A 22238-nucleotide genomic window follows, 5' to 3' on the forward strand; every position below is an offset into this window, starting at 1 on the left:
TCACTTGATCCCGGTGAAGCTGATGGTGCCGACGATGCGGCGGGCGAAGACGCCGAACAGGACGAGCATGGGGAGCGCGGCGATGAGTGTCGCGGCCATCAGGCCCGACCAGTCGTAGCCGGACTGCGGGGTCTGGGCCCGGAACACGGCGAGGGCCACCGACAGCACACGGGAGCTGTCGGTGTAGGACACCATCAGCGGCCAGAAGTAGTCGTTCCAGGACGTGATGTACGTCAGCACCGCCAGCGTCAGGACCGGCGTCGACGCCATCGGCAGCAGCACCCGGAAGAAGATCCGGATCTTTCCGGCGCCGTCCAGGAGCGCCGCCTCCTCGACCTCCAGGGGGATGTTCATAAAGAACTGGCGCAGGAAGAACACCGCGAACGGCGTCATGAACATCGTCGGCAGTGCGATGCCCAACAGGTTGTCCACCAGGCCGAGTTCCTTGATGAGCACGAAGTTCGGCAGCAGCGTGAAGATGGTCGGCACCATCAGCCCGGCGAGGAACAGGGCGAACACCTTGTCCCGGCCCCGCCAGCGCAGCCGGGCGAAGGCGTAGGCCGCCATCGCGGAGAAGAGCAGCTGGCAGACGGTGATCAGGGTCGAGACGATCACCGAGTTCAGCAGATAGCGCCAGAAGGCCAGATCGCCGCCGGAGCCGCCCTGGGCGATCGCCTCCTCGGTCGACTGGAGGCCGAGCGCCCGCTCGAAGCCGCCGGTGGTCGCGTCGACCGGCAGCAGGTCCGCGGGGTGGGCGGCGAGCCCGCTGTTGGTGGACAGCGCGGTGCGCAGGATCCAGTAGAACGGCAGCAGCGTGATCAGCACGATCGCGGCCATCACCGTCCAGGCCACGGCCCGCCCGAAGGAGGGCCTGCGGCGCGGGGTGCGGATGCGCGCGGTCGTTGTGGTGGTCGAGGGGATCACGGTGTTCGCGGTGGCCATGTCGACACCTCTCCGGTCAGCCGAGGTCGGTGCGGCCGGCCCGGGTGAGCCGGTACTGGAGGACGGTGATGGCCGTCAGCACGATCAGCAGGGCCACGGACATCGCGGACGCGTAGCCGAACTGGAAACGGCCGAACGCGGCGCCGTAGATGTAGAACTGGAGGACGTTCGTGGCGTTCGCCGGGCCGCCGTTGGTGGTCACGGCGACCGTGTCGAACACCTGGAAGGAGCCGATCACCGTCATGATCAGGACCACCGCGAGCACCGGCCTGAGCAGCGGCATCGTGATCCGCCAGAACATCCGCCACTCGCTCGCGCCGTCCATCTTCGCCGCCTCGTACATGTCGTTCGGGATGGCCTGGAGGCCGGCGAACAGCAGCAGCGCGGTGTAGCCGACGTGCCGCCACACGTTGATCAGGGCGATCGTCGGGATCGCCCAGGTCTCGTCGGCGAGGAACGGGATGCGGTCGGCGCCGACCGCGGAGACGATCTCGTTGCCGATGCCGAGCTGGGTGTCGAGGATCCAGAGCCAGACGATGCCCGCGACGACGTTGGACATCAGATACGGGGTGAGCACGATGCCGCGCAGCACCGCGGACTGGGTCAGCCGTTGCAGCAGTACGGCGATGGCGAGCGCGGCGACCGTCTGCACACCGATGTTGATGACGACGTAGACGACGGTGACCCGGAGCGAGTCCCAGAAGATCGGGTCGTGGATCATCCGGTCGTAGTTGGCGAGCCCGATCCACTCGGGCGGGGTGAGCAGGTTGAACCGGGTGAAGCTCAGATAGACGCCCCGCAGCGTCGGCCACAGCAGGAAGACCAGGAAGCCCAGCAGGGCGGGCGCGATGAACAGGGCCGCGAGCCGCCCGTCCCCCCGGCCCTCCCGGGATCGGGGCCGGCCGGTGCCGGTCTTCGTCGCTGCCCCCGCCGGGCCGCTCGGCGGCAGCCGTGACGGAGGGCTGCTGGAGGCGATGGTCATCAGAGACTCCCTCGTCCGCGGCGGCTCACCTTGGGGTCACTTACTTTCGACGCGAAAGAATCCAGCCGTCAAGATGCCTGCGGACATCTTCTGGAAGTTGTGTGTGTCACATACAGTGAGCTCGTTACTTCCACGACAAAAGAAACCAGGGGGTCGATCCGGATGAGCGAAGGTGCTGCCAGCTGGCTGCCACTGAGTCGGGGCGAGCGCTCGGTGGCGATCGAGGTGCTGGTGCACGGGCCGCTCTCGCGCACCGAGATCGCCCGGCGCCTGGATCTCTCGGCGGGCAGCCTGACCCGGCTCACCAAACCACTGCTGGAGTCGGGCCTGCTCGTCGAGGTGCCGGACGGGACCACGCCGGCGGAGTCCCGGCAGGGCCGCCCCTCACAGCCGCTGGACATCGTCTCGGAATCCCGCTCGTTCCTCGGCTTCAAGATCACCACCGATATGGTCTACGGCGTCGTCACCACCCTCAGGAGCGAGATCGTCGCGCGCCACGACCGCCCGCTGGCCACCCACGACCCGCACGAGGTCGTCGCACTGATCGCGGAGATGGCGGCCGAACTGACCCGCGAGCACCCGGGCGTCGCCGGGATGGGCATCGGCGTGGGCGGCATGGTGCCGGACCGCTCGACCGTCGACGAGTCGGTCTTCCTGGGCTGGCGCGGTGTGCCGCTGGGCGCGCTGGTCCAGGAGCGCACCGGGCTGCCGGTGGTCGTCGAGAACGACCTCGCGGCGTTCGTCGAGGCCGAGGCCTGGTTCGGCGCGGGCCGCGGCCTCGCGCGCTTTGTGGTCCTCACCATCGGCGCCGGGGTCGGCTACGGGCTGGCGCTGGACGGCAAGCGGGTGGCTCCGCCGGGCGAGGAGTGGGGTTTCGGCGGGCAGTGGATCGTCGACGCGAACGGACCGCTCACCCCCGACGGGTCACGCGGCAGCGCTGTGTCGTATCTCTCCATCCCGAGCATCCGCTACCAGGTGCAGGCCGCGACCGGCCGGGACCACTCCTACGAGGAGATCCTCGCCGGGGCCGCCGCCGGGGAGCCGATGCCGGCCCGGGTCGTGGAGGAGGCGGGCCGTGCGCTGGGCATTCTCGTCGCGACGATCGCCAACTTCGTGATGCCGCAGAAGATCCTGCTCGCCGGCGAGGGGGTCGGCCTGATGGACGTGGCGGGCAAGACCGTCGAGGAGACGGTACGCGCCCGGCGGCACCCGCTGGCCGGGCCCGTCGCCCTGGAGACGAAAGTCTCCGACTTCCACGACTGGGCGCGCGGAGCTGCCGTACTGGCCATTCAGGTGCTGGTCCTCGGGGCAGCGGAATATTGAACTCCGCACTAGATCTTGGGAGATGGACGTGATCAGTGACACGGTCCGATATGTCCGTTAGTGCCGTACTTACTCACACGGCCTTCACCTCGGTCGCCGTATGCTTCACACCATGTCCACCACCGTTGAATCCGTCACCGAGCGATCGGCGGCCGAGGTCAACGAGGAGATCCGGGCCCTGTGGCGCCGGTCGGGCGGGACACTGAGCGTCGAGCAGCGCGAGCAGTACCAGCGGCTCGTGTTGGAGTGGGCCGCAGCGGCCCCGCCGACGGCGAAGGCGGCCTGAGCGCCGGACCGCCGAGCCGGCCCTGGCGGCCTCGACGCCTCTGTCCCGGCCGCCCCTCCTCCTGGCCCTGGCCCCCTTTCGGGAGCCCCTCTTCGCAGGCCTCAGCTCCATGTCGCCGAGTAGTAGTTGCGGTACGCCTTGCGGTCCTGCTCCGCGCGGACGTACCGCGTGGCCACCAGCGCCACCAGACTGCCCGCGATGACCAGCATCCCCGGCCCCACGTTCTTGGGGTCCGACAGCCGGGCCAGCAGCGTCGCCGCCACCTCCCCGCCGACCGGCGCCGAGGAACCCGGCGTCGCCGCGCCCGGCGCCCCCGCGGAGGCCGACGGCGAGGGCCCCGCGGCCGGCGCCGCCGCGATCAGCTGAACACCCAGCTCCGACAGCGTCTTTGTGACCGGCTCGAAGAACGTCGTACCGCCGGTGGCGCAGTCGCCGTTGCCGCCCGAGGTGATGCCCAGCGCGATGCCGTCCGAGAACAACGGCCCGCCGCTGTCACCCGGTTCCGCGCACACGTCCGTCTCGATCAGCCCGCTGACGGTGCCCTCCGGGTAGTTGACGGTCGCGTCCAGCGCCGTGACCTGTCCGTCGCGCAGCCCGCTCGTACTGCCACTGCGGAACACCCGCTGCCCGACCGACGCGTTGTCCACACCGGTGATCCGCACCCCCTTGCCGCCGCCGACCGCGACGACCTCCGCCCCGGCACCCGCCCGGCCGCCGTCGTACTGGACCAGCGAGTAGTCGTTGCCCGGGAAGCTGCCCCGCACGGTCTGGCCGACCTGCTGCCGGCCCTGGTTGTCGGAGAACCACACCGAACCGATCGGGCCGCAGTGCCCCGCGGTGAGGATGAAGTCACGGGTGCCGTCCGTCACGTTGAACCCCGCCGAGCAGCGCCCGGCGGTCGACAGGATCGGCTCCGCCCCGTTGATCCGGGTGGTGAAGGTGCCCTCGGTGCGCTCCATACGGACGAAGCCGCCGACGCCCTCGGCGACCTCGGTCAGCCGCGCCCAGTCGCCGGAGGAGACCGTGCTGTCGCCGCGCACCACGACCTCGTTGGTGCGGTAGTCCAGCGCCCAGGCCGTGCCGCTCACCTTGGGCGCCGCCCGCAGCGCGGCCGTGGCCGCCTTGAGGTCGCTCATGCTGTGCCGCACCTGCTGGGGCTGGGCGCCCGCGTCGCGTACCTCGGCGGCCGCGTCCTCGTCGGTGACCGCGACGACCGGACGCCCCTGCGCGTTGATCCAGGTACCGGCCGTGCGGGAGGTGCCGAGCCGCTGCACGAGGTCCGCGCCGGTGCCGGCCGCCGGCCCGCTGCGCGTCAGGGCCGCGGTGCCCGGCGGTTCGCTCGCCACGGCCTGGGTGACCATCGTCCCTCCGAGGAGGAGTCCGCCGACGGCCGCCAGCTGTGTCGCTCGGCGGACGACCCGTCGTCGTGCGTGGCTCATCAATGGCTCCCGACCCCGAACCCGAATACGCGGCGTCAACACCGCGGGGGCCTCCGGCAGTTGAGTGCCCTCCCTCAGTACGTGCGGGGAGGCGGGCGTGTTCACCGTCGGCCCGCTCGTCTCGTCCGCCCTGGTCCCGGCCCACCCGGACCCGCCGGCCCACAGGGCCCGGCCGGGGGTGTACGCGCGTCTAGACTGCCCGCCATGGACACCACCACGGCAGCCCTCGCGGGCGGTCAGTACGTGCTGATCACCAGCTACCGCAAGAACGGCACACCGGTCGCCTCGCCGGTCTGGGTGGTGGCCGACGGCGACGCCCTCGGGATCTGGACGCCCACCGACTCCTGGAAGGTGAAGCGGATCCGCAACCGCGCCGACATCCTGGTCGGCCCCTGCGACGTACGGGGCAGGCCCACCGGTGACTCGGTCCCGGCGACCGCGGAGATCTGCGACGCGGAGACCACCAAGCGCTACCGCCGGCTCCTGGTCCGCAAGTACCACGTCATCGGCTGGTTCACCGTCTACGGCAGCCGGCTGCGGCGCGGTCTGGACGGCACGGTCGGCATCCGGATCACCCTGACGCGGGCCGGCTGACGGTCCGCCGGTCCACCCGGTACCGCGTCCGGCGGATCAGCTCCAGGCCCGGTACGGCTCGTCGACCAGCTGGAAGACCGGCTCGCCCCGTACCGGGTCCTTGGCCGTCGCCAGCCGGACCCGGTCGCCGCTGTGGATGCCGATGAGCGGTCCCATGACCCGGCCGCGGACGACAAAGCCCTCCGCCATCTCCACCAGCGACACATTGCGCGCGGCGGGGGAGTTGCGGTGCACGACCGTGGTGTGGCGGACCGTGCCGGTGCCCGTGCTGCGTTCGGTGCGCAGATCGCTGCCCTGGCAGACCGGACACAGCAGCCGCTGGTACATGGCGGTGCCGCACCAGTTGCAGCGCTGGAAGAGGACGGCCTCCGACCCGGGGGCCTGGCCGTCGAGGACACCCGTCGCCGGGCCGTACGCCTGCTGCGCGAGGCTTCCTGAGTGGTGGTACACGCTGGTCAACTCCCTGCGCCGGGGCCGGAAATCCCGCGTGCGCGGCTCACCGTGCACGCCCGTGCACGGTCCGTCGTGCCACCGTGCACGTCAGCGATGCTATGGCACTCAGTGTCAGCCGTAAAGGCACTGCGTACCCTTGGGTTGTGCCGATCCTGTGCGGGAGCCGAGCGGGGCAGGAGGGCTCCGCGTGCCGGGTCAGTCGCGGGCGAGTGTCGTCTCGATCTCCTGCACCACACGCCACAGGGGCGCCCCGCGCCGCGACACCACGACCACCACGTCCTCGGGCGCCTCCTCGACCGGCGGTGCCGCGGACGTGCCGAACGCGGACTGCACGAGGCCCAGCGCGTGGCCGACCGCGGCGTCGGCGTCGGACCGGCCGTCCGAACGGAGCCAGGACCGCAGGGCGTTGTTGTGCGCGGCGACCACCGCCGCCGCGATCACGTCGGCCCGCAGCGTCCCGTCCCGCAGGCCCGCGAACCGGTCCCGCAGAAACTCGGCGAGCGCCCGCTCGTACCGCCACACCACCGACAGCTCGTACGTCCGCAGCCCCGGAACCTGCTTGGTGAGCCGGTAGCGCTGCACGGAGAACGTCGGGTTCTCGGCGTACATCCGCAGCACCAGCCGGGCCGCGTCGCACACCCGCCGCACCGGCTCGTCCCCGGGCTCGCTCGCCGCCAGGAACGCCGTCATGTCGGCCAGACAGCGCTCGTGGTCGGGGAAGACCACGTCCAGCTTCGAGGGGAAGTAGCGGAAGAAGGACCGCCGGCCGACCCCGGCCAGCGCCACGATGTCGTCGACCGTGGTCTCCTCGTACCCCCGCTCCAGGAACAGGTCGAACGCGGCCCCGACCAGGGCGTCCCGCATGGGCGGCTTGGCGGCCGTCGCCTCGCCCTTCTCAGCGCTCTCCGCGCTGCTGGAGCTCATGGACGGGAACGTAGCACCAGTCCGCCGCGGATGGCACTCGGTGCTGTCCGCAGAGGGAACTGAGTGCGCGGCCGGACGGCCGTTCGAGCCGCCCGGCTAATCTGGCCGCCCCCGGAGGCGCCGGCCCCGGCGCAAGCCCAGCCCAGCCCAGCCCGAGCTCAAGCACAGGCCCAAGCACGAGGAGCCCCGAATGTCCCGCGCCCGACCGCGTCTGCTGTACGTGACCGACCTGGCCTACGAGGCGCGCGGGCGGCGCTACTGCGACGAGGACATCCGGCTCACCGCCCGCCTGCGCGAGGACTTCGACCTCGCCCTGTGCCATCCCCGGGACGCGGTCGCGCTGATGGACGCCTTCGACGCCGTTGTGGTCCGCAACAGCGGCCCGGTCCTCGGCCACCAGGACGCCTACGACGCCTTCCGCGCCCATGCGCTGCGCACCGGCGCGCGGGTCTACAACCCGGTCACCGGCCGGGCGGACATGGCGGGCAAGGGGTATCTGCCGGAGCTGAGCGCGGCCGGACATCCGGTGATCCCGACCGTCGACCGCCGCGCGGACCTCGGCCGCCTGCCCGCCGTGGACCGGTACGTCGTCAAGCCCGTGCTCGGCGCGGACTCCATAGGCCTGCGGGTGACCGGTCCCGAGGAACTGCACACCCTGGACGGGCTCACCGACGGCACGGTCCTCGTCCAGCCGCACATCGACTTCGTCCACGAGGTCTCCTTCTACTTCGTCGACCACGACTTCCAGTACGCGCTGTACACCCCCGACACGGCCCGGCGCTGGCACCTGGAACCGTACGAACCCACCCCCGGGGACCTGGAGTTCGCACGCCGCTTCATCGCGTGGAACACCCTGGAGTGCGGCATCCAGCGCGTCGACGCCTGCCGGGCGCCGGGCGGCGAACTGCTGCTCGTGGAGCTGGAGGACCTCAACCCGTATCTGTCGCTGGAGGCTCTTCCGGCGTCCCGGCAGGACGAGTTCGTCGCGGCGATGAAGGCGTCGCTGTGGCGCTTCGTGGCCGGGTCCGCTTGTGTGGAGACGTCGAGATAAACGTGAACTTGTTTTCGCGCTTTCGTATGCGGGAACACTGGGTCGTATGCTGAGGAGTCATGAGTAGGGACATGGGCGACTCGCACAGGGACACGGGCGAAGTGCCGGAGCCGCACAGCGGATGGACGTTCGTCACCAACCACGCCCGTGTGCTGGCCGCCATCGCCGACGATCGCAGCTCCCGGATCCGGGACATCGCGGCCCGGTGCAGACTGACCGAGCGGGCCGTCCAGAAGATCATCGCGGATCTGGAGGACGGCGGGTACCTGTCGCACACGCGTGAGGGCCGGAGCAACCTCTACAACATCGAGCCGGGACGGGCGCTCAGGCACCCCGCCGAGGCGGGCGTGACCGTGGCCCACCTGATCTCGCTGCTCATCCGGGACGAGGACGAGCGCGGCAGCGAGTCGGTGAGGTCGGGCGGCCAGGGGTCGTACGAGCGCTGACCGCCACCGGCGCCGGAGAGCCGGCGGCCGGGCGGGTCCGGCCCGCCGGTCAGCGCCCGCTGTTGTGCTCGGCCAGGGCCTGGCTGACCGCGCGGACACTGCGCGCGATGTGCTGCAACTGAAGGACCTCCGCCGCGTACAGCTTGATGGTGTGCTCGATGACCGACTCCGGGACGCCGAGCCGCGGCAGGTCGGCGCGGGCGGTCTGGAGGGCGGTACGGGCGACCCGGACCTCCTGCTGCACCTGGAGTTCCGCGTGCCGGGCGAGCAGCACGGGGTGGCGGATCAGGGTCGGATAACCGGCGTAGCGGGCCGGCACCAGCTCGCGCAGCCACTTGGCCGCCGAGCGCTCCCAGTCGTAGCTGCCGGGGATCTTGACCTGGCACGGCCAGTCCGGACTGGTGCGTGTGTACGTCAGGGGCATGGCCATCGCTTCCGGTTCTACGACGTCGTCTGGGTGGTCCGACGGGTTGAGGCGGCCCCGGTCTAGGGGATGACCGGGACCGCCACGGGCGCTCGCGCAGGCGATGCCCGACCGAACACCCCGGGTCCCGACGCGGGTAGGGGACGGCGGCCCCGGGTGTTCGAACTGGAGCCCTCGAAGGGCAGACGTGACCCGCGCGGTGACTGGGAGGCTGTGCGCATGGGCAGGACGTCGGCTCTCTACGGGCGGTGCGGGATCCGCGAGCAGTATTTATATATGCGGTTCGGTTTTCAAGGCGTATGAAAACATTCATGTGTGCTGTGTACGTGCTGTGCCGGATTGTGATGGACAGGACACATCAGGTGCACGGGTACCACGGCTCACATCCGCGACGCGCGCGGAGTTCAGTCCCTGAGGAAGAACTGGTGCTGCTCCGAGATCTGCTCGTACTCGTCGAGACGGCCGTGTGTGCGCTCCGGATCGGCGTCCGTCATCGCCTGGAGCACCGCCGCGGCCATCAGTCCCGGAGCCGCGTACGAGTCGAAGACCAGGCGTGATCCGGTGCCGGTGGCCAGGGTGAGATCGGCCTCGTCGGCCACCGCGCCCAGCGCGAGATCCGTGATCAGCGCGACGCGCAGACCGGCCTCGCGCGCCACCCTGACCGCGGCCAGGGTCTCCTGCGCGTGCCGCGGCATCGAGAAGGCCAGCACCCAGCTGCCGCCGGCGGCACGCGCTTGCAGCAGTGCGTCGTAGGCGATGCTGCCGCCCCGGGTCACCAGCCGTACGTCGGGGTGGATCCGGCGTGCGGCGTAGCCGAAGTACTCCGCGAGCGAGGCGGAGATACGCAGTCCGAGGACGGTCAGCGGCACCGACGAGGACAGGTTGCGCCCGATCTCGATGACCTGGTCCGGGTTGGCGAAGTCGCGCCGCAGGTTCTCCAGGTTCTCGATCTCGGCGTCCACCGCCGACTGCAACTCGTTGCCGTGGTTCTCCTCGGCCGCCGTGCCGGAGAACGTGCCGAGCGCGATCGCCTGGAGCTTCTCCCGTAGCGCGGGGTAACCGCTGAAGCCGACCGCGGCGGCGAACCGGGTCACCGACGGCTGGCTGACACCGACCCGCTCCGCGAGATCCGTGATGGACAGGAAGGCGGCCTCGGTGAGGTGCTCGATCAGGTACTGGGCGATCCGGCGCTGTCCCGGGGACAGCCGCGGGCGGTCGAAGAGCGTTCTGATCTGGGAAACCGGGGCGGCCTCGGCCTCGGGCGCCGCCTTGCCGGAGGTGATGGCGGATGCCTGTGCGCGTGCCTGCTGGGGCGATGGCACCGGTGTACCTCCTTCGTTTCCCACGGACGTTCAACATAGCTCACGGAACGTGGCCGTCAGGGGTGTCGTGGTGGGCCGGCGCCCGCCCTCACCTGCGGTAGATCGTGAGGGAGTGACCGACCTCGTCGACCGGCCGACCGCTGTCGATCAGCGCGGCCAGCCGTCCGCGCGCCTTGGCGACGGACGAGTCCGACACCACCAGCAGCCCGCGGACCCGCTGTTCGGGCACGGCCAGCGGGTCGGACGCGTCGATGCCGTAGTACGACGGCACACCACTGCCCTTGTACACGAGCCAGACCCGCTCGCCCGGATACCGCTCGCGCAGCCGGTCCGCGAGCCTGCCGAGATCCTGGCCCCAGTCCACGTTGGAATCGTGCAGATGCTGGTGGGTCGCCGCCGGCCCGCCGAACGCCTCGTTCCCGTACGGCAGATAGTACGGATACGTCCGCAGCGAACTCACCGCGGCGAACGCCACCAGCACCCACACCGCCGGCGCCCACACGGCCGGCGCCGGCCACCGCCCGCGCACGGCCGGCACACAGCCCGCCGCCACCGCGAGGAACAGCGGCAGGAACACCGCGTACCGCGTGCCCAGATCGCGGGTCGTGTGCATGGCCGCAGCCAGCAGCACCGCGGCGGGCAGCAGCACATAGGGCGCCGCGGGCCGCAGCCGACGTACCGTCACCAGCGCGCAGGCGCCCGCCGCCCACAGGGCGAGGGTGCCCAGCGGGGTCTTCACCAGGAGCGCCGCCGGCAGGTAGTACCAGAGCGAGCCGGTGTAGAGCCGGCCGAAGAGATAGCCCTCCCAGGCATGCTCCTCCAGGCCGAACTGCACGCGCATGCCGTCCCGGTACGCCTCCGGGAACGGCAGCAACTGCACCAGCAGTCCACGCAGACCTCGTACCACCGGCACCGGCTGCTGCGGCGCCCAGCGCAGCCGCGGATCCACCGCGAGATACGCCGCCCACACCACCGCCACGGCCACCACCGCGACCAGGGCCGCGCCCAGCAGGGCCCGCCGCAGGGACCGCCCGCGCGCGTGCCACACCGACCAGCCGGCCAGCGCCATCAGGACCGGCAGCGCGGGCAGCGCGCTCATCCTGGTGGCCAGGGCGGCACCGAGCGCCAGCCCCGCCAGGGGGAGAAACCGGGGGAGGCCGGACCGCGCCCGCCACACCAGCCAGACCGAGGTGAGGAGGAAACCCGCCGCCGGTACGTCGAGGGTGGCCAGCGAACCGTGCGCGATGACGTCCGGCGAGAGGGCGTAGAGGGCGAGGGCCGCCAACCCGGCCGCCGTGCCCGCCAGTTCACGGGCGAAGGCGAAGACCACAAGCCCGAAGAGCAGGGTCAGTACGAGGACCGGGAGCCGCGCCCCGCGCATCACCTCCCACGGGTCGTTGCCCGACTCGTACAGCAACCGCCGTCCCAGGGCGCCCTGGTGGTCCGGGACCGGCCGCTCCAGACGCGGCTGCGCGAGCGCGACCCCGGCGCCGATCAGCAGTTTGCCGAGGGGAGGGTGCTCGGGGTTGTGCCGGAGGCTGTGCTCGCGCAGATACACGGTGCCCGCGCCGACGTAGACCGGCTCGTCGATGGTCGGGGTCTGCCGGGCGGCGCTGGTGGCCATCGCCACGGCCATCTGCCCGAGCAGCAGAGCCACGAGGAGCGGCACCAGCCACCGCACGGCGGCGGGAGCGGTCCGGGGCTGCCACATGTGCCCACTCTGGCACCGGTTCCCACCACAAGAGGGCACCTTGTGACGAGTCGTACGGAACTGCCCTCGGGCAGGGAAGCCGCCGGGCGGATGCGGAGAATGCGGAGGGTGCGGAGGGTGCGGAGGGTGCGGAGGGTGCCGTCTAGGGGAGGTCGACCGGGTAGTCCTGGCCGAAGTCCGCCGAGCGGCTCAGCGGTGCCCAGGCGGCCGCCTCCTCCAGTTGGGCGCGCGAGTAGGTCTGCGCCATCTCGACGGCACCGACGCCGAGCAGCAGATGGGTCGGTGGGCTGGGGTGCTTGACGACCCGGACGAGGATCTCGCCGGCGCGCCGCGGATCGCCCGCGGCGACCACGGAACTGTCGAGCACACGGACCATCGCGCCGACCGTGGCGTCGTACTCGGGGGAGACGTCCGGGATCTGCATCGAGGAGCCGGCCCAGTCCGTCGCGAAGCCGCCCGGTTCGACCACGACGTACCTGATGCCGAAGGGCGCGGTCTCGGCGGCGAGTACCCGGGTGAAGCCGTCGACGGCGAACTTGGCCGCCTGGTAGGAGGCGAGGCCGGGAGTGCCGCCGACACGGCCGCCGATCGAGGAGAACTGCACGATCGTGCCGCCGCCCTGCTCCCTGAGGACCGGGATCGCGGCCGTCGAGACGTTGTAGACGCCCCAGAAGTTGGTGTCGAACTGCCGGCGGAAGTCGTCCTCGGGGGTGGTCTCGGTGGCCGCGAGATTGGCGTACCCGGCGTTGTTGACCACCACGTCGACCCGGCCGAACCGGTCGGTCCCGGCCTTGAGGGCGGCCACCGCGGCCGGCCGGTCGGTGACGTCCAGGGCGACGGGCAGGACGCGGTCCCCGTACTTCCGCACGAGGTCGTCCAACTGCTCGGGCCTGCGGGCCGTGGCGACGACGTTGTCGCCGTCCTCCAGTGCCGCGATCGCGAGGTCGCGGCCGAAGCCCCGGGACGAGCCGGTGATCAGCCAGGTGCGGGCCGGTGTGTCCTGTGCGCTCTGCGTGTTCTGTGAGCTCCGTATGTCCATGGCTCTAGCGAAACACTGTTTCGGTATTAACGCAACCAGGGTTCGTTAAATAGTGAAACCTCGTTGTGTTACCTTCGGGGCCATGAGCCAGGCCGTTCCCCGGCGTGCCCGCAGTGCGGAGGCCAAGCAGCAGCGCGAGCGGGCGATCCTCGACGCCGCCCGGTCCCTGGGCGGCGAGCGCAGTGTGCGCGAGGTGACCCTCACGGACATCGCCGCCGCCGTAGGGATGCACAAGTCCGCGATGCTCCGGTACTTCGAGACACGCGAGCAGATCTTCCTGGCCCTGACGGCCGAGGGCTGGCGGGACTGGTCGCGGGACGTCCGGACCCGGCTCGGGGAAGTCGAAGACATCGGTCCCGGCCCGGTCGCGGCCGTTCTCGCCGAGACGCTTGTCGTCCGCCCCTTCTTCTGCGACCTGCTCGCCCAGGCGCCGCTGAACCTGGAGCGCAACGTCTCGCCCGACGCGGCCGTCGCGTTCAAGAAGGCCGCCCTCGCCGAGGTCGACGCGGTGCGGACCGTGCTGTGCGAGCTGCTCGCGATCACCGAGGAGCAGGCGGTCGACGTGGTCGCCACCGCCACCGGCATGGCCGGTGCGCTCCACCAGATGGCCGCGCCCGGCACCGGCCTGCGCTCCCTCTACGAGACCCACCCCGAGCTGTCGCACGCCCTGGTGGACGTCGGACCGCGCCTCGTGCGCGTCCTCTCCGCCCTGCTGACGGGAATGCGCACCGGGACGCGGGCCACGGCCACGCACCCGCACATGTGAGGATCTCCGGCGACGCGCTCACCGCTTCGGCAGGAAGGCCGGACCGTGCATCTCCCGTACCAGCGTGGCCCGTTGCACCACCTGCCGGACACCGAGGAGGCCTACGACGCGGTCCTCGCCGACGTCACCGAGCAGGCGCTGGCCCGGATCACGCCCCACGGCGGCCTGGAGCACCCGGCGGCCGTCCTCGACGTCGGCGACACCTCCCTCGGGGTCACCTCCCTGCTGGCCCTGGCCTGGCAGCGCGGCGGCGACCCCCGGCTGCCGGACGCCGTGCGCGACAGCCTCGCCTTCCATCTGCGCGAGCGCGTCCACCGCACCGACAACCCCGGCTACCCGAACCTGAGGATCCGCGACTCGGGGCTGCCGTACGCCCGGTTCGCCCTCGCGCCCGGCGCGCACCCGCACGGCGACTGGCCGAGCACGGTGTGGGCCCTGCTCCAGACGGTGAACCTGCTCGACGCGGCGGACGGGCTGCTGACGGACGAGCAGCGCGCGGCCACCCTCGAACTGGCCCGGGGCTACTGGCGGTGGCTCACCGAGGCGACCTTCTTCAACCCGCAGGACGCCGCCAACCAGGCCATCGGCTGTGTCGTCGGCGGACTGATGCTGGCCCGCCATGTCCCGCACCCGCAGGGCGCGTTGATCGGCACGCTCGCGCTGCGGCTGTACGAGGAGGAGATCCGGGACCGCCGGGTGCGCGACCGGGGCGCGCTGCTGCCCCCGGAGCACGGCGGCGCGTACGACAACAACTACGGCCCCGTCTCGCTGTCCTTTCTCGCCCAGGCGTACCGGACCAGCGGCGAGCGGGTGTTCGCCGAGGACGGTGACGCGCTCGCCCGCTACCTCGACGCCCGGCTCACCAACGGCGGCTTCGACCTCGGCGGCCCCCGTTACAGCGAACAGCACTGCGGCTTCGAGGCCGTCCTCGGGCTGCGCCACTTCGGGGCCCGGATCGGCGCCGACCTCGGCCGCTACCGGGGTGACACCCGCTGGGCCCGGCACGCGACCGGGCGGGACGGCGGGCTCGACGGCCACTTCGCGTTCATGCTGGTCTGGCAGATCCAGGACCGCACCCGCTGGCACCGCACCCCGTCCACGGCGACCGCGCGCCACCAACTGCGCGCCGGAACCGTGTCGGTGGCCTTCGACGACCGGATGACCCCGGCCCTGATCGAGGCCGGCGGCACCTATCTGCTGCCCGCCGCCGTTAACCGGCAGCACGGCTTCGGGCCGGTCTACGACGGCTTTCTGCTCAGCCGCCCGTTCGGCGCGGTCCGGGTGAGGGACGTCCGGGCCGGAGAGGTCCGGGAGGGGGACGTCCGGGCCGGAGGGGTCCGGGAGGGGGACGTCCGGGCCGGCGGGCTTGTGGCGAAGCTCGTCACCCGGCCGGTCGTGGACCGTGAACACGTCCTGCGCCACGTGCGTGCCCTGTACGTCACCGACGGCACCCGCCTGTGGACCGTCGTCGCCGTGGAACGCCTGGAGGGAACGCCGTATCTGCTCGCCGGGATGCCCTACGCGGCCGACGACGCCGACCGGGTCCGCCGGACCGCGTCCGCGCCGGTGCGCTCGGCGGGCGAACTGCGGCTGACACACCCCACGGCGACCGGCGCCGACCACTTCGACGCCCGCTCCGGGCAGACCCAGGAGCAGGCGGCGTTCGCGCTCTCCGCCGACCCGCGCGTCTTCGGCAACCCGGACGAGAGCTGGCGCCGGCTCGTCTCCTCCTCCGCCCTGGAGGCCGGCCCGGCGCCGGACGCCCCCGACGAACTGCACGTGTTCGCGGTGCGGTACGGGCCCGGCGACGACTTCGCGCCCGTCTTCGCCCGGGATCCGGCGGGACTGCTCGTACGGACGGAGGCGTTCACGGCGGTGCTGGGGGAACCGGCGGGCGACGAGCACGGCGAGCCGGAGCTGACGCTGACCCCGCTATAGACCGGGGCCCCGCACCGGATCCACGTCCGGCACCCGATCCGGGCCCGGCATCGCCGACGCCGGCACCAGCAGGTCCGCCCGCCCCCGCGTCCGCTCGATCAGCTCGGCGTTGCGCTGGTCCGTGCGCCGGACCCAGGCGACGGCCTCGTCGTGGGCCTTGCCGAACTCCTCGTGCCGGGCGACCAGCCGCGCGATCCGTTCCGCCTCCTCCAGCTCGCAGAACCACACCTCGTCCAGCTGCGGCCGTACCCGCGCCCACGCACCGGTGTCCACCAGCAGGTAGTTGCCCTCGGTCACCACCAGCCGGGCCGTTGACGGCACCGGAATCGCGCCCGCGATCGGCTGCTCCAGAACGCGTTCAAAGCCCGGCGCGTACACCGTCTCCCCGCCGTCCCCGGTATCCCTGCCGTCCCCTGCATCCCCGGCGTCTCCGCCGCCCCCGTCGGTCTCACGCAGCCGGCGCAGCAGCGCCGCGTACCCGGCGGCGTCGAACGTGTCCGGCGCGCCCTTGCGGTCCCGGCGGCCCAGCCGGTCCAGCTCGACATCGGCCAGATGGAAGCCGTCCATCGGCACATGCGCGACCCAGGGAGCACCGGTCCCGTTCAGCGCCCGCACCAGATGCTCGGCGAGGGTCGTCTTGCCGGCGCCGGGGCTGCCGGCGATCCCCAGCACGGTCCGCCTGCCGGGTCCGGTCAGGTCACGCGCGCGGGCGAGCAGGTCGTCGAAAGTCTTGGGCACACGGTGAGTGTGACACTCGAAAGGAATACCGAACGGCCCCGGCCGACCGGGCGGGGGCAGCAACAGGGAAGGGCGTACCGCCGTGCCCGACGACGAGGTACAGATCCGTGCAGTGATCACCCGCTGGGCCGACGCCGTGCACCGCGGCGACCTGGAGGCGGTGGTTGCGGACCACACCGACGACCTCGTGATGTTCGACGTACCGCCACCGCACGAGGGCGTCCGGGGAACGGCCGCCTACCGCGCGATCTGGCCGCCGTTCTTCGAGTGGCTCGCCCAGGGCGCGACCTTCGAGATCGACACGCTGGACGTCACACCCGGTGCCTACGTCTCCTACGCGCACGCCCTGCTGCGCTGCGGCACCCCCGAGGAACTCGCCGCCCGGCCCACCCTGCGGCTCCGGGTCTCGTTCGGACTGCGCAAGGAGCGCGGGCGCTGGCTCGTGGCCCACGAACACCACTCGTTCCCGCACGACTGAACCGGGCCACCCGCGTGACGCGATCCGGGCGGGAAGTTCTTGAAGTACACCTGGTGTGGCACGGCACACCCACCGCAGGTCACCGATCCGGGAGAGCATGGGGACCATGACGGAGCTCGGTCTTCCCGAAGACACCCTGGCCTGCCTCTTCGATCTCGACGGCGTCGTCACCAAGACGGCCGTGGTGCACGCCGCCGCCTGGAAGGACACCTTCGACGCCTTCCTGCGGGACCGTGAGGGCGACGGCTTCCGGCCGTTCGACGCGCACGACTACAGCGAGTACGTCGACGGGCTGCCGCGCGCCGACGGTGTCCGCGCGTTCCTCGCCTCCCGCGGCATCGAGCTGCCCGACGGGGACCCGGGCGACCCACCCGACGCGCAGACCGTCAACGGCGTCGGGAACAAGAAGAACGAACTCGTCCTGGAGAAGATCCGCACCGGCGGGGTCGAGGCCTACGACGGCACCCTGCGCTACATCGAGGCGGCCCGCGCCCGGGGACTGAAGACGGCCATCGTCTCCTCCAGCGCCAACGCCCGTGACGTGCTGCGCTCCATCGACGCCGAGGACCTGTTCGACGTACGGATCGACGGTGTGGTGGCCGCCGAGCGGAAGCTGCCGGGCAAGCCGCGCCCCGACACCTTCCTCGCCGCCGCCGAGGACCTGGGTGTGCCGGCGAAGCAGGCCGCCGTCTTCGAGGACGCGCTGGCCGGCATGGACGCCGGCCGGTCAGGACACTTCGGGTACGTCGTCGGACTCGACCGCGTCGGGCAGGGCGACGCGCTGTACGCACACGGCGCCGACATCGTCGTGAAGGACCTCGCCGAACTGGGCGGCGGGGCAGCAGCCAACGAGGGGAACAACGCGTGATCACCCAAAGGTCGTACACCGTCGAGCCGTGGACCGTGCGCGAGACCGCGCTCAACCTCGACGTGCTGGCCCAGAGCGAGTCCGTGTTCGCCCTGTCCAACGGCCATGTCGGCTGGCGCGGCAACCTCGACGAGGGCGAGCCCCACGGCCTGCCCGGCACCTACCTCAACGGCGTCCACGAAGTGCACCCGCTGCCCTACGCCGAGGCGGGCTACGGCTATCCGGAGTCCGGCCAGACCGTCATCAACGTCACCAACGGCAAGGTCGTCCGGCTGCTCATCGACGACGAGCCCTTCGACCTGCGCTACGGCACCCTCGTCGCCCACGAGCGCACCCTCGACCTGCGCCGGGGTGTCCTGGAGCGGGTCTGCGAGTGGACCAGCCCGGCCGGCTCCACGGTCCTGGTCCGCTCCACCCGGCTGGTCTCGCTGACCCAGCGGGCGATCGCCGCCGTGGCGTACGAGGTGGAGCCCGTCGACAGCCGCACCCGCGTGGTGATCCAGTCCGAACTGGTCGCCAACGAGAGCCTGCCCGACGCCAACGGCGACCCGCGCGCCGCGCGGACCCTGAAGTCGCCGCTGGAGCCGGAGGAGGACTTCGCCGCCGGGTCACGGCTGCGCCTTGTGCACCGCACCCGCAACAGCGGCCTGCGGGTCGCGGTCGCCGCCGACCACGTCGTCACCGGCCCCGAGTCGATGACCACCAGCAGCGAGAGCAACGTCGACATGGCCCGGCTGACCGTCACCTCGGTCCTGGAGCCCGGCCAGCGGCTGCGGCTGGAGAAGACCGTCGCGCACGGCTGGTCCGGCACCCGCTCCCGCCCCGCCATGAGCGACCAGGTCGAGGCGGCCCTCGCGGCGGCCGCGCACAGCGGCTGGGACGGCCTGGTCGCCGAACAGGCCGCGTTCCTCGACGACTTCTGGGCCCGCGCGGACGTCGAGGTCGACGGCGACGAGGAGATCCAGCAGGCCGTACGGTTCGCGCTCTTCCACGTCCTCCAGGCCGGCGCCCGCGCCGAGCAGCGGGCCCTCCCGGCGAAGGGCCTCACCGGCTCCGGCTACGACGGACACGCCTTCTGGGACACCGAGACCTTCGTCCTGCCGCTGCTCACCTACACCTCGCCCGACGCGGTCGCCGAGGCGCTGCGCTGGCGCCAGAACACCCTGCCGGCCGCCCGGGAGCGCGCCACCCAGCTGGGCCTGAGCGGCGCCGCCTTCCCGTGGCGGACCATCGAGGGCTCGGAGGGCTCCGCCTACTGGCCCGCAGGCACCGCCGCCTTCCACGTCAACGCCGACATCGCCGACGCCGTGGTGCGGTACGTGTCGGTCACCGGCGACGAGCGCTTCGAGCGCAACACCGGGGTGGAGCTGCTGGTGGAGACGGCCCGGCTGTGGCGCTCGCTCGGCCATCACGACGCCCACGGCGCCTTCCACATCGACGGCGTCACCGGCCCCGACGAGTACAGCGCGGTCGCCGACGACAACACGTACACCAACCTCATGGCCCGCGCGAACCTGCGTGCCGCCGCCGACGTCGTCGAGCGCTACCCCGAGGAGGCCGAGCAACTGGGTGTCGACGCCGAGGAGAGCGCGGCCTGGCGGGACGCCGCCGAGACCGTGCACGTGCCGTACAACCACGACCTCGGGGTGCACGAGCAGCACGCGGGCTTCACCCGCTACCAGCGCTGGGACTTCGAGGGCACCAGCCCCGAGCAGTACCCGCTGCTGCTGAACTTCCCCTACTTCGACCTCTACCGGAAGCAGGTCGTCAAGCAGGCCGACCTGGTCCTCGCGATGTACACCTGCGACGGCTACTTCGACGAGGAGCACATCGCCCGCAACTTCGCCTACTACGAGCCGCTGACCGTCCGCGACTCCTCCCTGTCCGCCTGCTGCCAGGCCGTGATCGCGGCCCGCGCCGGCCATCTCGGACTCGCCTACGACTACACGTCCGAGGCCGCGCTGATGGACCTGCACGACCTGGAGCACAACACCCGCGACGGACTCCACATCGCCTCGCTCGCGGGCACCTGGATGGCCCTGGTCGCCGGGTTCGGCGGGATGCGCGGCGACAACGGCGTACTGCGGTTCGCGCCGCGGCTCCCGGAGCGGTTCGCCCGTCTCGCCTTCCACCTCCAGGTGCGCGGCCGCCGGCTGCGGGTGGAGATCACCCGCGAGAAGGCCAGCTACGCCCTGCTGTCCGGGGAACCCCTGCGGATCTCCCACCACGGCGAGGTCGTCACCGTCAGCGGTGACGGCCCCTCGGTGCGGCCCGTCCCCGCACCGGTGGACCGCCCGGCCCCGGCCCAGCCCCGGCACCGCGCCCCGAACGGGCGCTGAGCCACCCGGCACGGAGCGCCGTACGGACCGTTTTCCACGGGCCGTACGGCGCTCTTGTCCGTTCCGGGGTGCGGCGGTTGGCCGTACCGGGAGCTGCGCCCGGCGCCGCCGTGGGTTAGTTTCGGCATGTTCTCCCGGCTTGTGCCCCGACCCGTCGTGGCACGGAGCGCCCGGGACCTGCGAGTGCCGGGGAGGGGCGCGACGATGACGGACAGCGCCCGTGCCACCCTGATCCCCGCGCCACCGGAGCCGGTCGCCGGTGTACCGACGCGCAGGCCGGCCTGGTGGCACACGGTGCTGAGTATCGTCGTACTGGCCGCCGCCGCGTGGGTGGTCTGGCGGCACTGGCCGGTGCTGGAGCGCGGCGCCGTCCGGCTGGCCGCCGCGGACCGGGGCTGGCTGCTGGTCGGGGCGACGGCCACGGCCCTGACCTGGGTCTGCTCGGCCCTCGCCCAGCAGGGCGCGGTGGCGCGGGCCCTGCCCCCGCGCCGGCTGCTGGCGGCCCAGTTCGCCGCGTCGGCCGCCAACCACGTACTGCCCGCCGGGCTCGGCGCGGGCCTGGTGAACCTGCGCTTCCTCATCCGCTGCGGCATCCCCACCGCCCGCTCCGCGACCGCCCTGGCCGTCAAGGCGACGGCGGGCGGCATCGGCCGCGGCGCCCTGATCGCCGTACTGACACTGGCGTGTCCCGGTGTGCTGCGGCTCCCTCACGTGTCCGGCACGGCCGTCGCCCTCGCGGCCGCGGTGACGGCCCTGGTGGCCGCCGTACCGTTCACTCCGCTGTGGGCGCGGTGCCGACGGGCGCTCGTGGCGGTGGTGACCGACATCCGGGCCGTGCACGTCCGGCCGCGGCGGGCGGCGGCCCTGTGGGGCGGATCGCTCGCCTTCGCCGCGCTGCACGCCGTGGTGCTGATCGCCGTCACCCAGGCCGTTGAACTGCCGTTGCCCCCGGCCCGCGTGGCGCTGCTCTACCTCGCGGCGAGCACCGCCGCCGTGCTGCTGCCCACCCCCGGCGGACTCGGCTCCCTGGACGCCGCGCTCGTCCTCGCGCTCACCCTCGCCGGAGCGCCCGGCTCGCTCGCCGCGTCCGCGGTCCTCGGCTACCGGCTGCTGACGGTGTGGCTGCCGCTCGTCCCGGGCCTGCTGGTCCTGGGACTGCTGATCCGCCGCAAGGCCCTGTAGCGGTCAACCGGGGACCGGCGTCCGCGCCCTCACACCCGCACCTGGCCACGCCACTTGACGATCTCCTGGGCGGGATCGCCGGTGTACGACCACGGAGTGCGCGTGGCCCGCCGGCCCAGCATGCCCAGCAGCGCGCCGGCGATCTCCGGCGTCCCCGCGTAACAGGCCGCATGGGCGAGGTAGTTGAAGTCGCGCAGCTCGGCGGGGGTGATGCCGTCGTCGGCCCGGCCCAGGATCCACCGCTCCCAGGTCCGGCGTACGTCGCTCACGGCGCCGTCGTGGTCCCAGTGCTGGCCGAGACCGACCGCGGAGCGCCGGCCCTGGGCGCCGTCCAGGACGTACCGGAACTCCTCGACGCGCGCGTACTGCACCAGCACCGGCAGCGGGCAGCCGGGCGGCGCCGCACCGGCCGCGTCGCGCGCGAAGTCGTACATCAGCCCGTGCGTGCCGTGCCAGCGGGACGAGTAGTAGTGCAGCACCTGGAGGTGACCCTCGACGCTGTACGGATCCCGGCGGTGCAACTCGTCCCACCAGCGGGCCAGTTCGCGCCGCCGCACCCCGCTGGGGTAGAGCCGGGCGACCGAGATCAGCGAGATCCACGGCGTCGGATCCTGTGGATACGCGTCCGCCGCGGCCAGACAGGCCAGCACCGCGGCGTCCGTGCGGGCCTGGTCGATGGGGGAGCCACGGCCCGCGGCGATCGCCAGGTTGAACGCGCGGGCCGTGTCGGTCGCGGCGTGCAGCACCAGCGCGTCGGGGGAGTGGGACTCCGCCGCGAGCCACGACTCGACCGTGGAACTGCCCGCACAGGCCTGGGCGAGCAGCCGGACACGGTGGCCGCGCACGGCCCAGTCGGGGCCGGTCTCGCGCAGCAGTTCCCGCAGGCCCTGCCACCGGCCGATGACGATGTCGTGGCGGGCCGCGGTGAGTTCCCGGTCGCCGCAGTCGGGGTCGAAGTCGGGAGTGAAGCGGACTCGTGCCATGGGGAGCTCG

General features: G+C 72.1%; 22 protein-coding genes. 11 read left to right on the forward strand and 11 right to left on the reverse strand.

The window, feature by feature from the left end; genetic code table 11:
- On the reverse strand, positions 1-942 hold the full coding sequence (locus tag ACIQAC_RS17630) for a carbohydrate ABC transporter permease (RefSeq protein ID WP_402191903.1): 942 nt from the start codon (positions 940-942) through the stop codon (positions 1-3).
- Positions 943-958: 16 nt separating this feature from the next.
- On the reverse strand, positions 959-1924 hold the full coding sequence (locus ACIQAC_RS17635) for a carbohydrate ABC transporter permease (protein WP_402191906.1): 966 nt from the start codon (positions 1922-1924) through the stop codon (positions 959-961).
- Positions 1925-2086: 162 nt separating this feature from the next.
- Here ACIQAC_RS17635 and ACIQAC_RS17640 point away from each other — a divergent pair, with 162 nt between their 5' ends.
- Complete coding sequence (locus ACIQAC_RS17640; RefSeq protein WP_402191908.1) at positions 2087-3247, forward strand: ROK family protein; 1161 nt, start codon at positions 2087-2089, stop codon at positions 3245-3247.
- A 100-nt stretch (positions 3248-3347) separates the two neighbouring features.
- Positions 3348-3533: a hypothetical protein gene (locus tag ACIQAC_RS17645; protein ID WP_402191910.1), complete on the forward strand. Its 186-nt coding sequence runs from the start codon at positions 3348-3350 to the stop codon at positions 3531-3533.
- A gap of 101 nt (positions 3534-3634) precedes the next feature.
- Here ACIQAC_RS17645 and ACIQAC_RS17650 read toward each other — a convergent pair whose 3' ends face one another.
- Positions 3635-4972 (reverse strand): S1 family peptidase, encoded by a 1338-nt coding sequence (locus tag ACIQAC_RS17650; protein ID WP_402191912.1) that lies wholly within the window; start codon positions 4970-4972, stop codon positions 3635-3637.
- Between the two features lie 204 nt (positions 4973-5176).
- On the opposite strand from ACIQAC_RS17650, the gene ACIQAC_RS17655 reads away from it, so the two are divergent.
- On the forward strand, positions 5177-5566 hold the full coding sequence (locus tag ACIQAC_RS17655; RefSeq protein WP_402191914.1) for a PPOX class F420-dependent oxidoreductase: 390 nt from the start codon (positions 5177-5179) through the stop codon (positions 5564-5566).
- Positions 5567-5602: 36 nt separating this feature from the next.
- Here the strand turns inward: ACIQAC_RS17655 and ACIQAC_RS17660 are convergent, their stop codons facing one another.
- Positions 5603-6016 (reverse strand): Zn-ribbon domain-containing OB-fold protein, encoded by a 414-nt coding sequence (locus tag ACIQAC_RS17660; protein WP_402191916.1) that lies wholly within the window; start codon positions 6014-6016, stop codon positions 5603-5605.
- Positions 6017-6214: 198 nt separating this feature from the next.
- Positions 6215-6943 carry a TetR family transcriptional regulator gene (locus ACIQAC_RS17665; RefSeq protein ID WP_402191918.1) on the reverse strand — a complete coding sequence of 243 codons (729 nt, stop codon included), beginning with the start codon at positions 6941-6943 and terminating at the stop codon, positions 6215-6217.
- Positions 6944-7133: 190 nt separating this feature from the next.
- On the opposite strand from ACIQAC_RS17665, the gene ACIQAC_RS17670 reads away from it, so the two are divergent.
- Both ACIQAC_RS17670 and ACIQAC_RS17675 read left to right on the forward strand, forming a co-directional pair.
- Complete coding sequence (locus ACIQAC_RS17670; RefSeq protein WP_402191921.1) at positions 7134-7994, forward strand: hypothetical protein; 861 nt, start codon at positions 7134-7136, stop codon at positions 7992-7994.
- A 59-nt stretch (positions 7995-8053) separates the two neighbouring features.
- On the forward strand, positions 8054-8440 hold the full coding sequence (locus tag ACIQAC_RS17675; protein ID WP_402191923.1) for a MarR family transcriptional regulator: 387 nt from the start codon (positions 8054-8056) through the stop codon (positions 8438-8440).
- A gap of 49 nt (positions 8441-8489) precedes the next feature.
- Here ACIQAC_RS17675 and ACIQAC_RS17680 read toward each other — a convergent pair whose 3' ends face one another.
- The 4 genes from ACIQAC_RS17680 to ACIQAC_RS17695 form a co-directional block, all read right to left on the reverse strand.
- Positions 8490-8870, reverse strand: coding sequence for a hypothetical protein (locus ACIQAC_RS17680; protein WP_402191925.1), 381 nt, complete (start codon positions 8868-8870; stop codon positions 8490-8492).
- Positions 8871-9268: 398 nt separating this feature from the next.
- Positions 9269-10186 (reverse strand): MurR/RpiR family transcriptional regulator, encoded by a 918-nt coding sequence (locus tag ACIQAC_RS17685; protein WP_402191927.1) that lies wholly within the window; start codon positions 10184-10186, stop codon positions 9269-9271.
- An 88-nt stretch (positions 10187-10274) separates the two neighbouring features.
- On the reverse strand, positions 10275-11897 hold the full coding sequence (locus tag ACIQAC_RS17690) for a glycosyltransferase family 39 protein (protein WP_402191928.1): 1623 nt from the start codon (positions 11895-11897) through the stop codon (positions 10275-10277).
- A gap of 142 nt (positions 11898-12039) precedes the next feature.
- Positions 12040-12936 carry an SDR family NAD(P)-dependent oxidoreductase gene (locus ACIQAC_RS17695; protein WP_402191931.1) on the reverse strand — a complete coding sequence of 299 codons (897 nt, stop codon included), beginning with the start codon at positions 12934-12936 and terminating at the stop codon, positions 12040-12042.
- Between the two features lie 82 nt (positions 12937-13018).
- On the opposite strand from ACIQAC_RS17695, the gene ACIQAC_RS17700 reads away from it, so the two are divergent.
- Both ACIQAC_RS17700 and ACIQAC_RS17705 read left to right on the forward strand, forming a co-directional pair.
- Positions 13019-13702 carry a TetR family transcriptional regulator gene (locus ACIQAC_RS17700; protein ID WP_402191932.1) on the forward strand — a complete coding sequence of 228 codons (684 nt, stop codon included), beginning with the start codon at positions 13019-13021 and terminating at the stop codon, positions 13700-13702.
- Between the two features lie 45 nt (positions 13703-13747).
- Positions 13748-15640, forward strand: a complete 1893-nt coding sequence (locus ACIQAC_RS17705; protein WP_402191934.1) for a hypothetical protein — start codon at positions 13748-13750, stop codon at positions 15638-15640.
- On the opposite strand, the gene ACIQAC_RS17710 is transcribed toward ACIQAC_RS17705, so the two are convergent.
- Positions 15635-16378 carry a nucleoside/nucleotide kinase family protein gene (locus tag ACIQAC_RS17710; protein WP_402191936.1) on the reverse strand — a complete coding sequence of 248 codons (744 nt, stop codon included), beginning with the start codon at positions 16376-16378 and terminating at the stop codon, positions 15635-15637. The genes ACIQAC_RS17705 and ACIQAC_RS17710 overlap by 6 nt on opposite strands.
- An 82-nt stretch (positions 16379-16460) precedes the next feature.
- On the opposite strand from ACIQAC_RS17710, the gene ACIQAC_RS17715 reads away from it, so the two are divergent.
- From ACIQAC_RS17715 to ACIQAC_RS17730, 4 genes are all read left to right on the forward strand, one after another.
- Positions 16461-16856, forward strand: coding sequence for a nuclear transport factor 2 family protein (locus ACIQAC_RS17715; RefSeq protein ID WP_402191938.1), 396 nt, complete (start codon positions 16461-16463; stop codon positions 16854-16856).
- Between the two features lie 106 nt (positions 16857-16962).
- Positions 16963-17724, forward strand: a complete 762-nt coding sequence (locus ACIQAC_RS17720; RefSeq protein WP_402191941.1) for a beta-phosphoglucomutase family hydrolase — start codon at positions 16963-16965, stop codon at positions 17722-17724.
- Complete coding sequence (locus tag ACIQAC_RS17725) at positions 17721-20063, forward strand: glycoside hydrolase family 65 protein (protein WP_402191942.1); 2343 nt, start codon at positions 17721-17723, stop codon at positions 20061-20063. The genes ACIQAC_RS17720 and ACIQAC_RS17725 overlap by 4 nt, the downstream gene beginning before the upstream one ends.
- Before the next feature lie 204 nt (positions 20064-20267).
- Entirely contained in the window at positions 20268-21245 is a 978-nt protein-coding gene (locus tag ACIQAC_RS17730; RefSeq protein ID WP_402191945.1) for a YbhN family protein, read from the forward strand.
- Positions 21246-21274: 29 nt separating this feature from the next.
- Here the strand turns inward: ACIQAC_RS17730 and ACIQAC_RS17735 are convergent, their stop codons facing one another.
- A complete protein-coding gene (locus tag ACIQAC_RS17735) occupies positions 21275-22228 on the reverse strand; it encodes a hypothetical protein (protein ID WP_402191947.1) in 954 nt (317 codons plus the stop codon).
- Positions 22229-22238: the final 10 nt, after the last annotated feature.

The organism is Streptomyces sp. NPDC088387, assembly GCF_044753385.1.
Lineage (GTDB): Bacteria > Actinomycetota > Actinomycetes > Streptomycetales > Streptomycetaceae > Streptomyces.

Excerpts from the sequence above, each read along its gene's own strand:
- ACIQAC_RS17630 (WP_402191903.1), bottom strand. The coding sequence starts at position 942 with ATGGCCACCGCGAACACCGTGATCCCCTCGACCACCACAACGACCGCG.
- ACIQAC_RS17635 (WP_402191906.1), bottom strand. The coding sequence starts at position 1,924 with ATGACCATCGCCTCCAGCAGCCCTCCGTCACGGCTGCCGCCGAGCGGC.
- ACIQAC_RS17640 (WP_402191908.1), top strand. The coding sequence starts at position 2,087 with ATGAGCGAAGGTGCTGCCAGCTGGCTGCCACTGAGTCGGGGCGAGCGC.
- ACIQAC_RS17645 (WP_402191910.1), top strand. The coding sequence starts at position 3,348 with ATGCTTCACACCATGTCCACCACCGTTGAATCCGTCACCGAGCGATCG.
- ACIQAC_RS17650 (WP_402191912.1), bottom strand. The coding sequence starts at position 4,972 with ATGAGCCACGCACGACGACGGGTCGTCCGCCGAGCGACACAGCTGGCG.
- ACIQAC_RS17655 (WP_402191914.1), top strand. The coding sequence starts at position 5,177 with ATGGACACCACCACGGCAGCCCTCGCGGGCGGTCAGTACGTGCTGATC.
- ACIQAC_RS17665 (WP_402191918.1), bottom strand. The coding sequence starts at position 6,943 with ATGAGCTCCAGCAGCGCGGAGAGCGCTGAGAAGGGCGAGGCGACGGCC.
- ACIQAC_RS17670 (WP_402191921.1), top strand. The coding sequence starts at position 7,134 with ATGTCCCGCGCCCGACCGCGTCTGCTGTACGTGACCGACCTGGCCTAC.
- ACIQAC_RS17675 (WP_402191923.1), top strand. The coding sequence starts at position 8,054 with ATGAGTAGGGACATGGGCGACTCGCACAGGGACACGGGCGAAGTGCCG.
- ACIQAC_RS17680 (WP_402191925.1), bottom strand. The coding sequence starts at position 8,870 with ATGGCCATGCCCCTGACGTACACACGCACCAGTCCGGACTGGCCGTGC.
- ACIQAC_RS17690 (WP_402191928.1), bottom strand. The coding sequence starts at position 11,897 with ATGTGGCAGCCCCGGACCGCTCCCGCCGCCGTGCGGTGGCTGGTGCCG.
- ACIQAC_RS17695 (WP_402191931.1), bottom strand. The coding sequence starts at position 12,936 with ATGGACATACGGAGCTCACAGAACACGCAGAGCGCACAGGACACACCG.
- ACIQAC_RS17700 (WP_402191932.1), top strand. The coding sequence starts at position 13,019 with ATGAGCCAGGCCGTTCCCCGGCGTGCCCGCAGTGCGGAGGCCAAGCAG.
- ACIQAC_RS17720 (WP_402191941.1), top strand. The coding sequence starts at position 16,963 with ATGACGGAGCTCGGTCTTCCCGAAGACACCCTGGCCTGCCTCTTCGAT.
- ACIQAC_RS17730 (WP_402191945.1), top strand. The coding sequence starts at position 20,268 with ATGACGGACAGCGCCCGTGCCACCCTGATCCCCGCGCCACCGGAGCCG.
- ACIQAC_RS17735 (WP_402191947.1), bottom strand. The coding sequence starts at position 22,228 with ATGGCACGAGTCCGCTTCACTCCCGACTTCGACCCCGACTGCGGCGAC.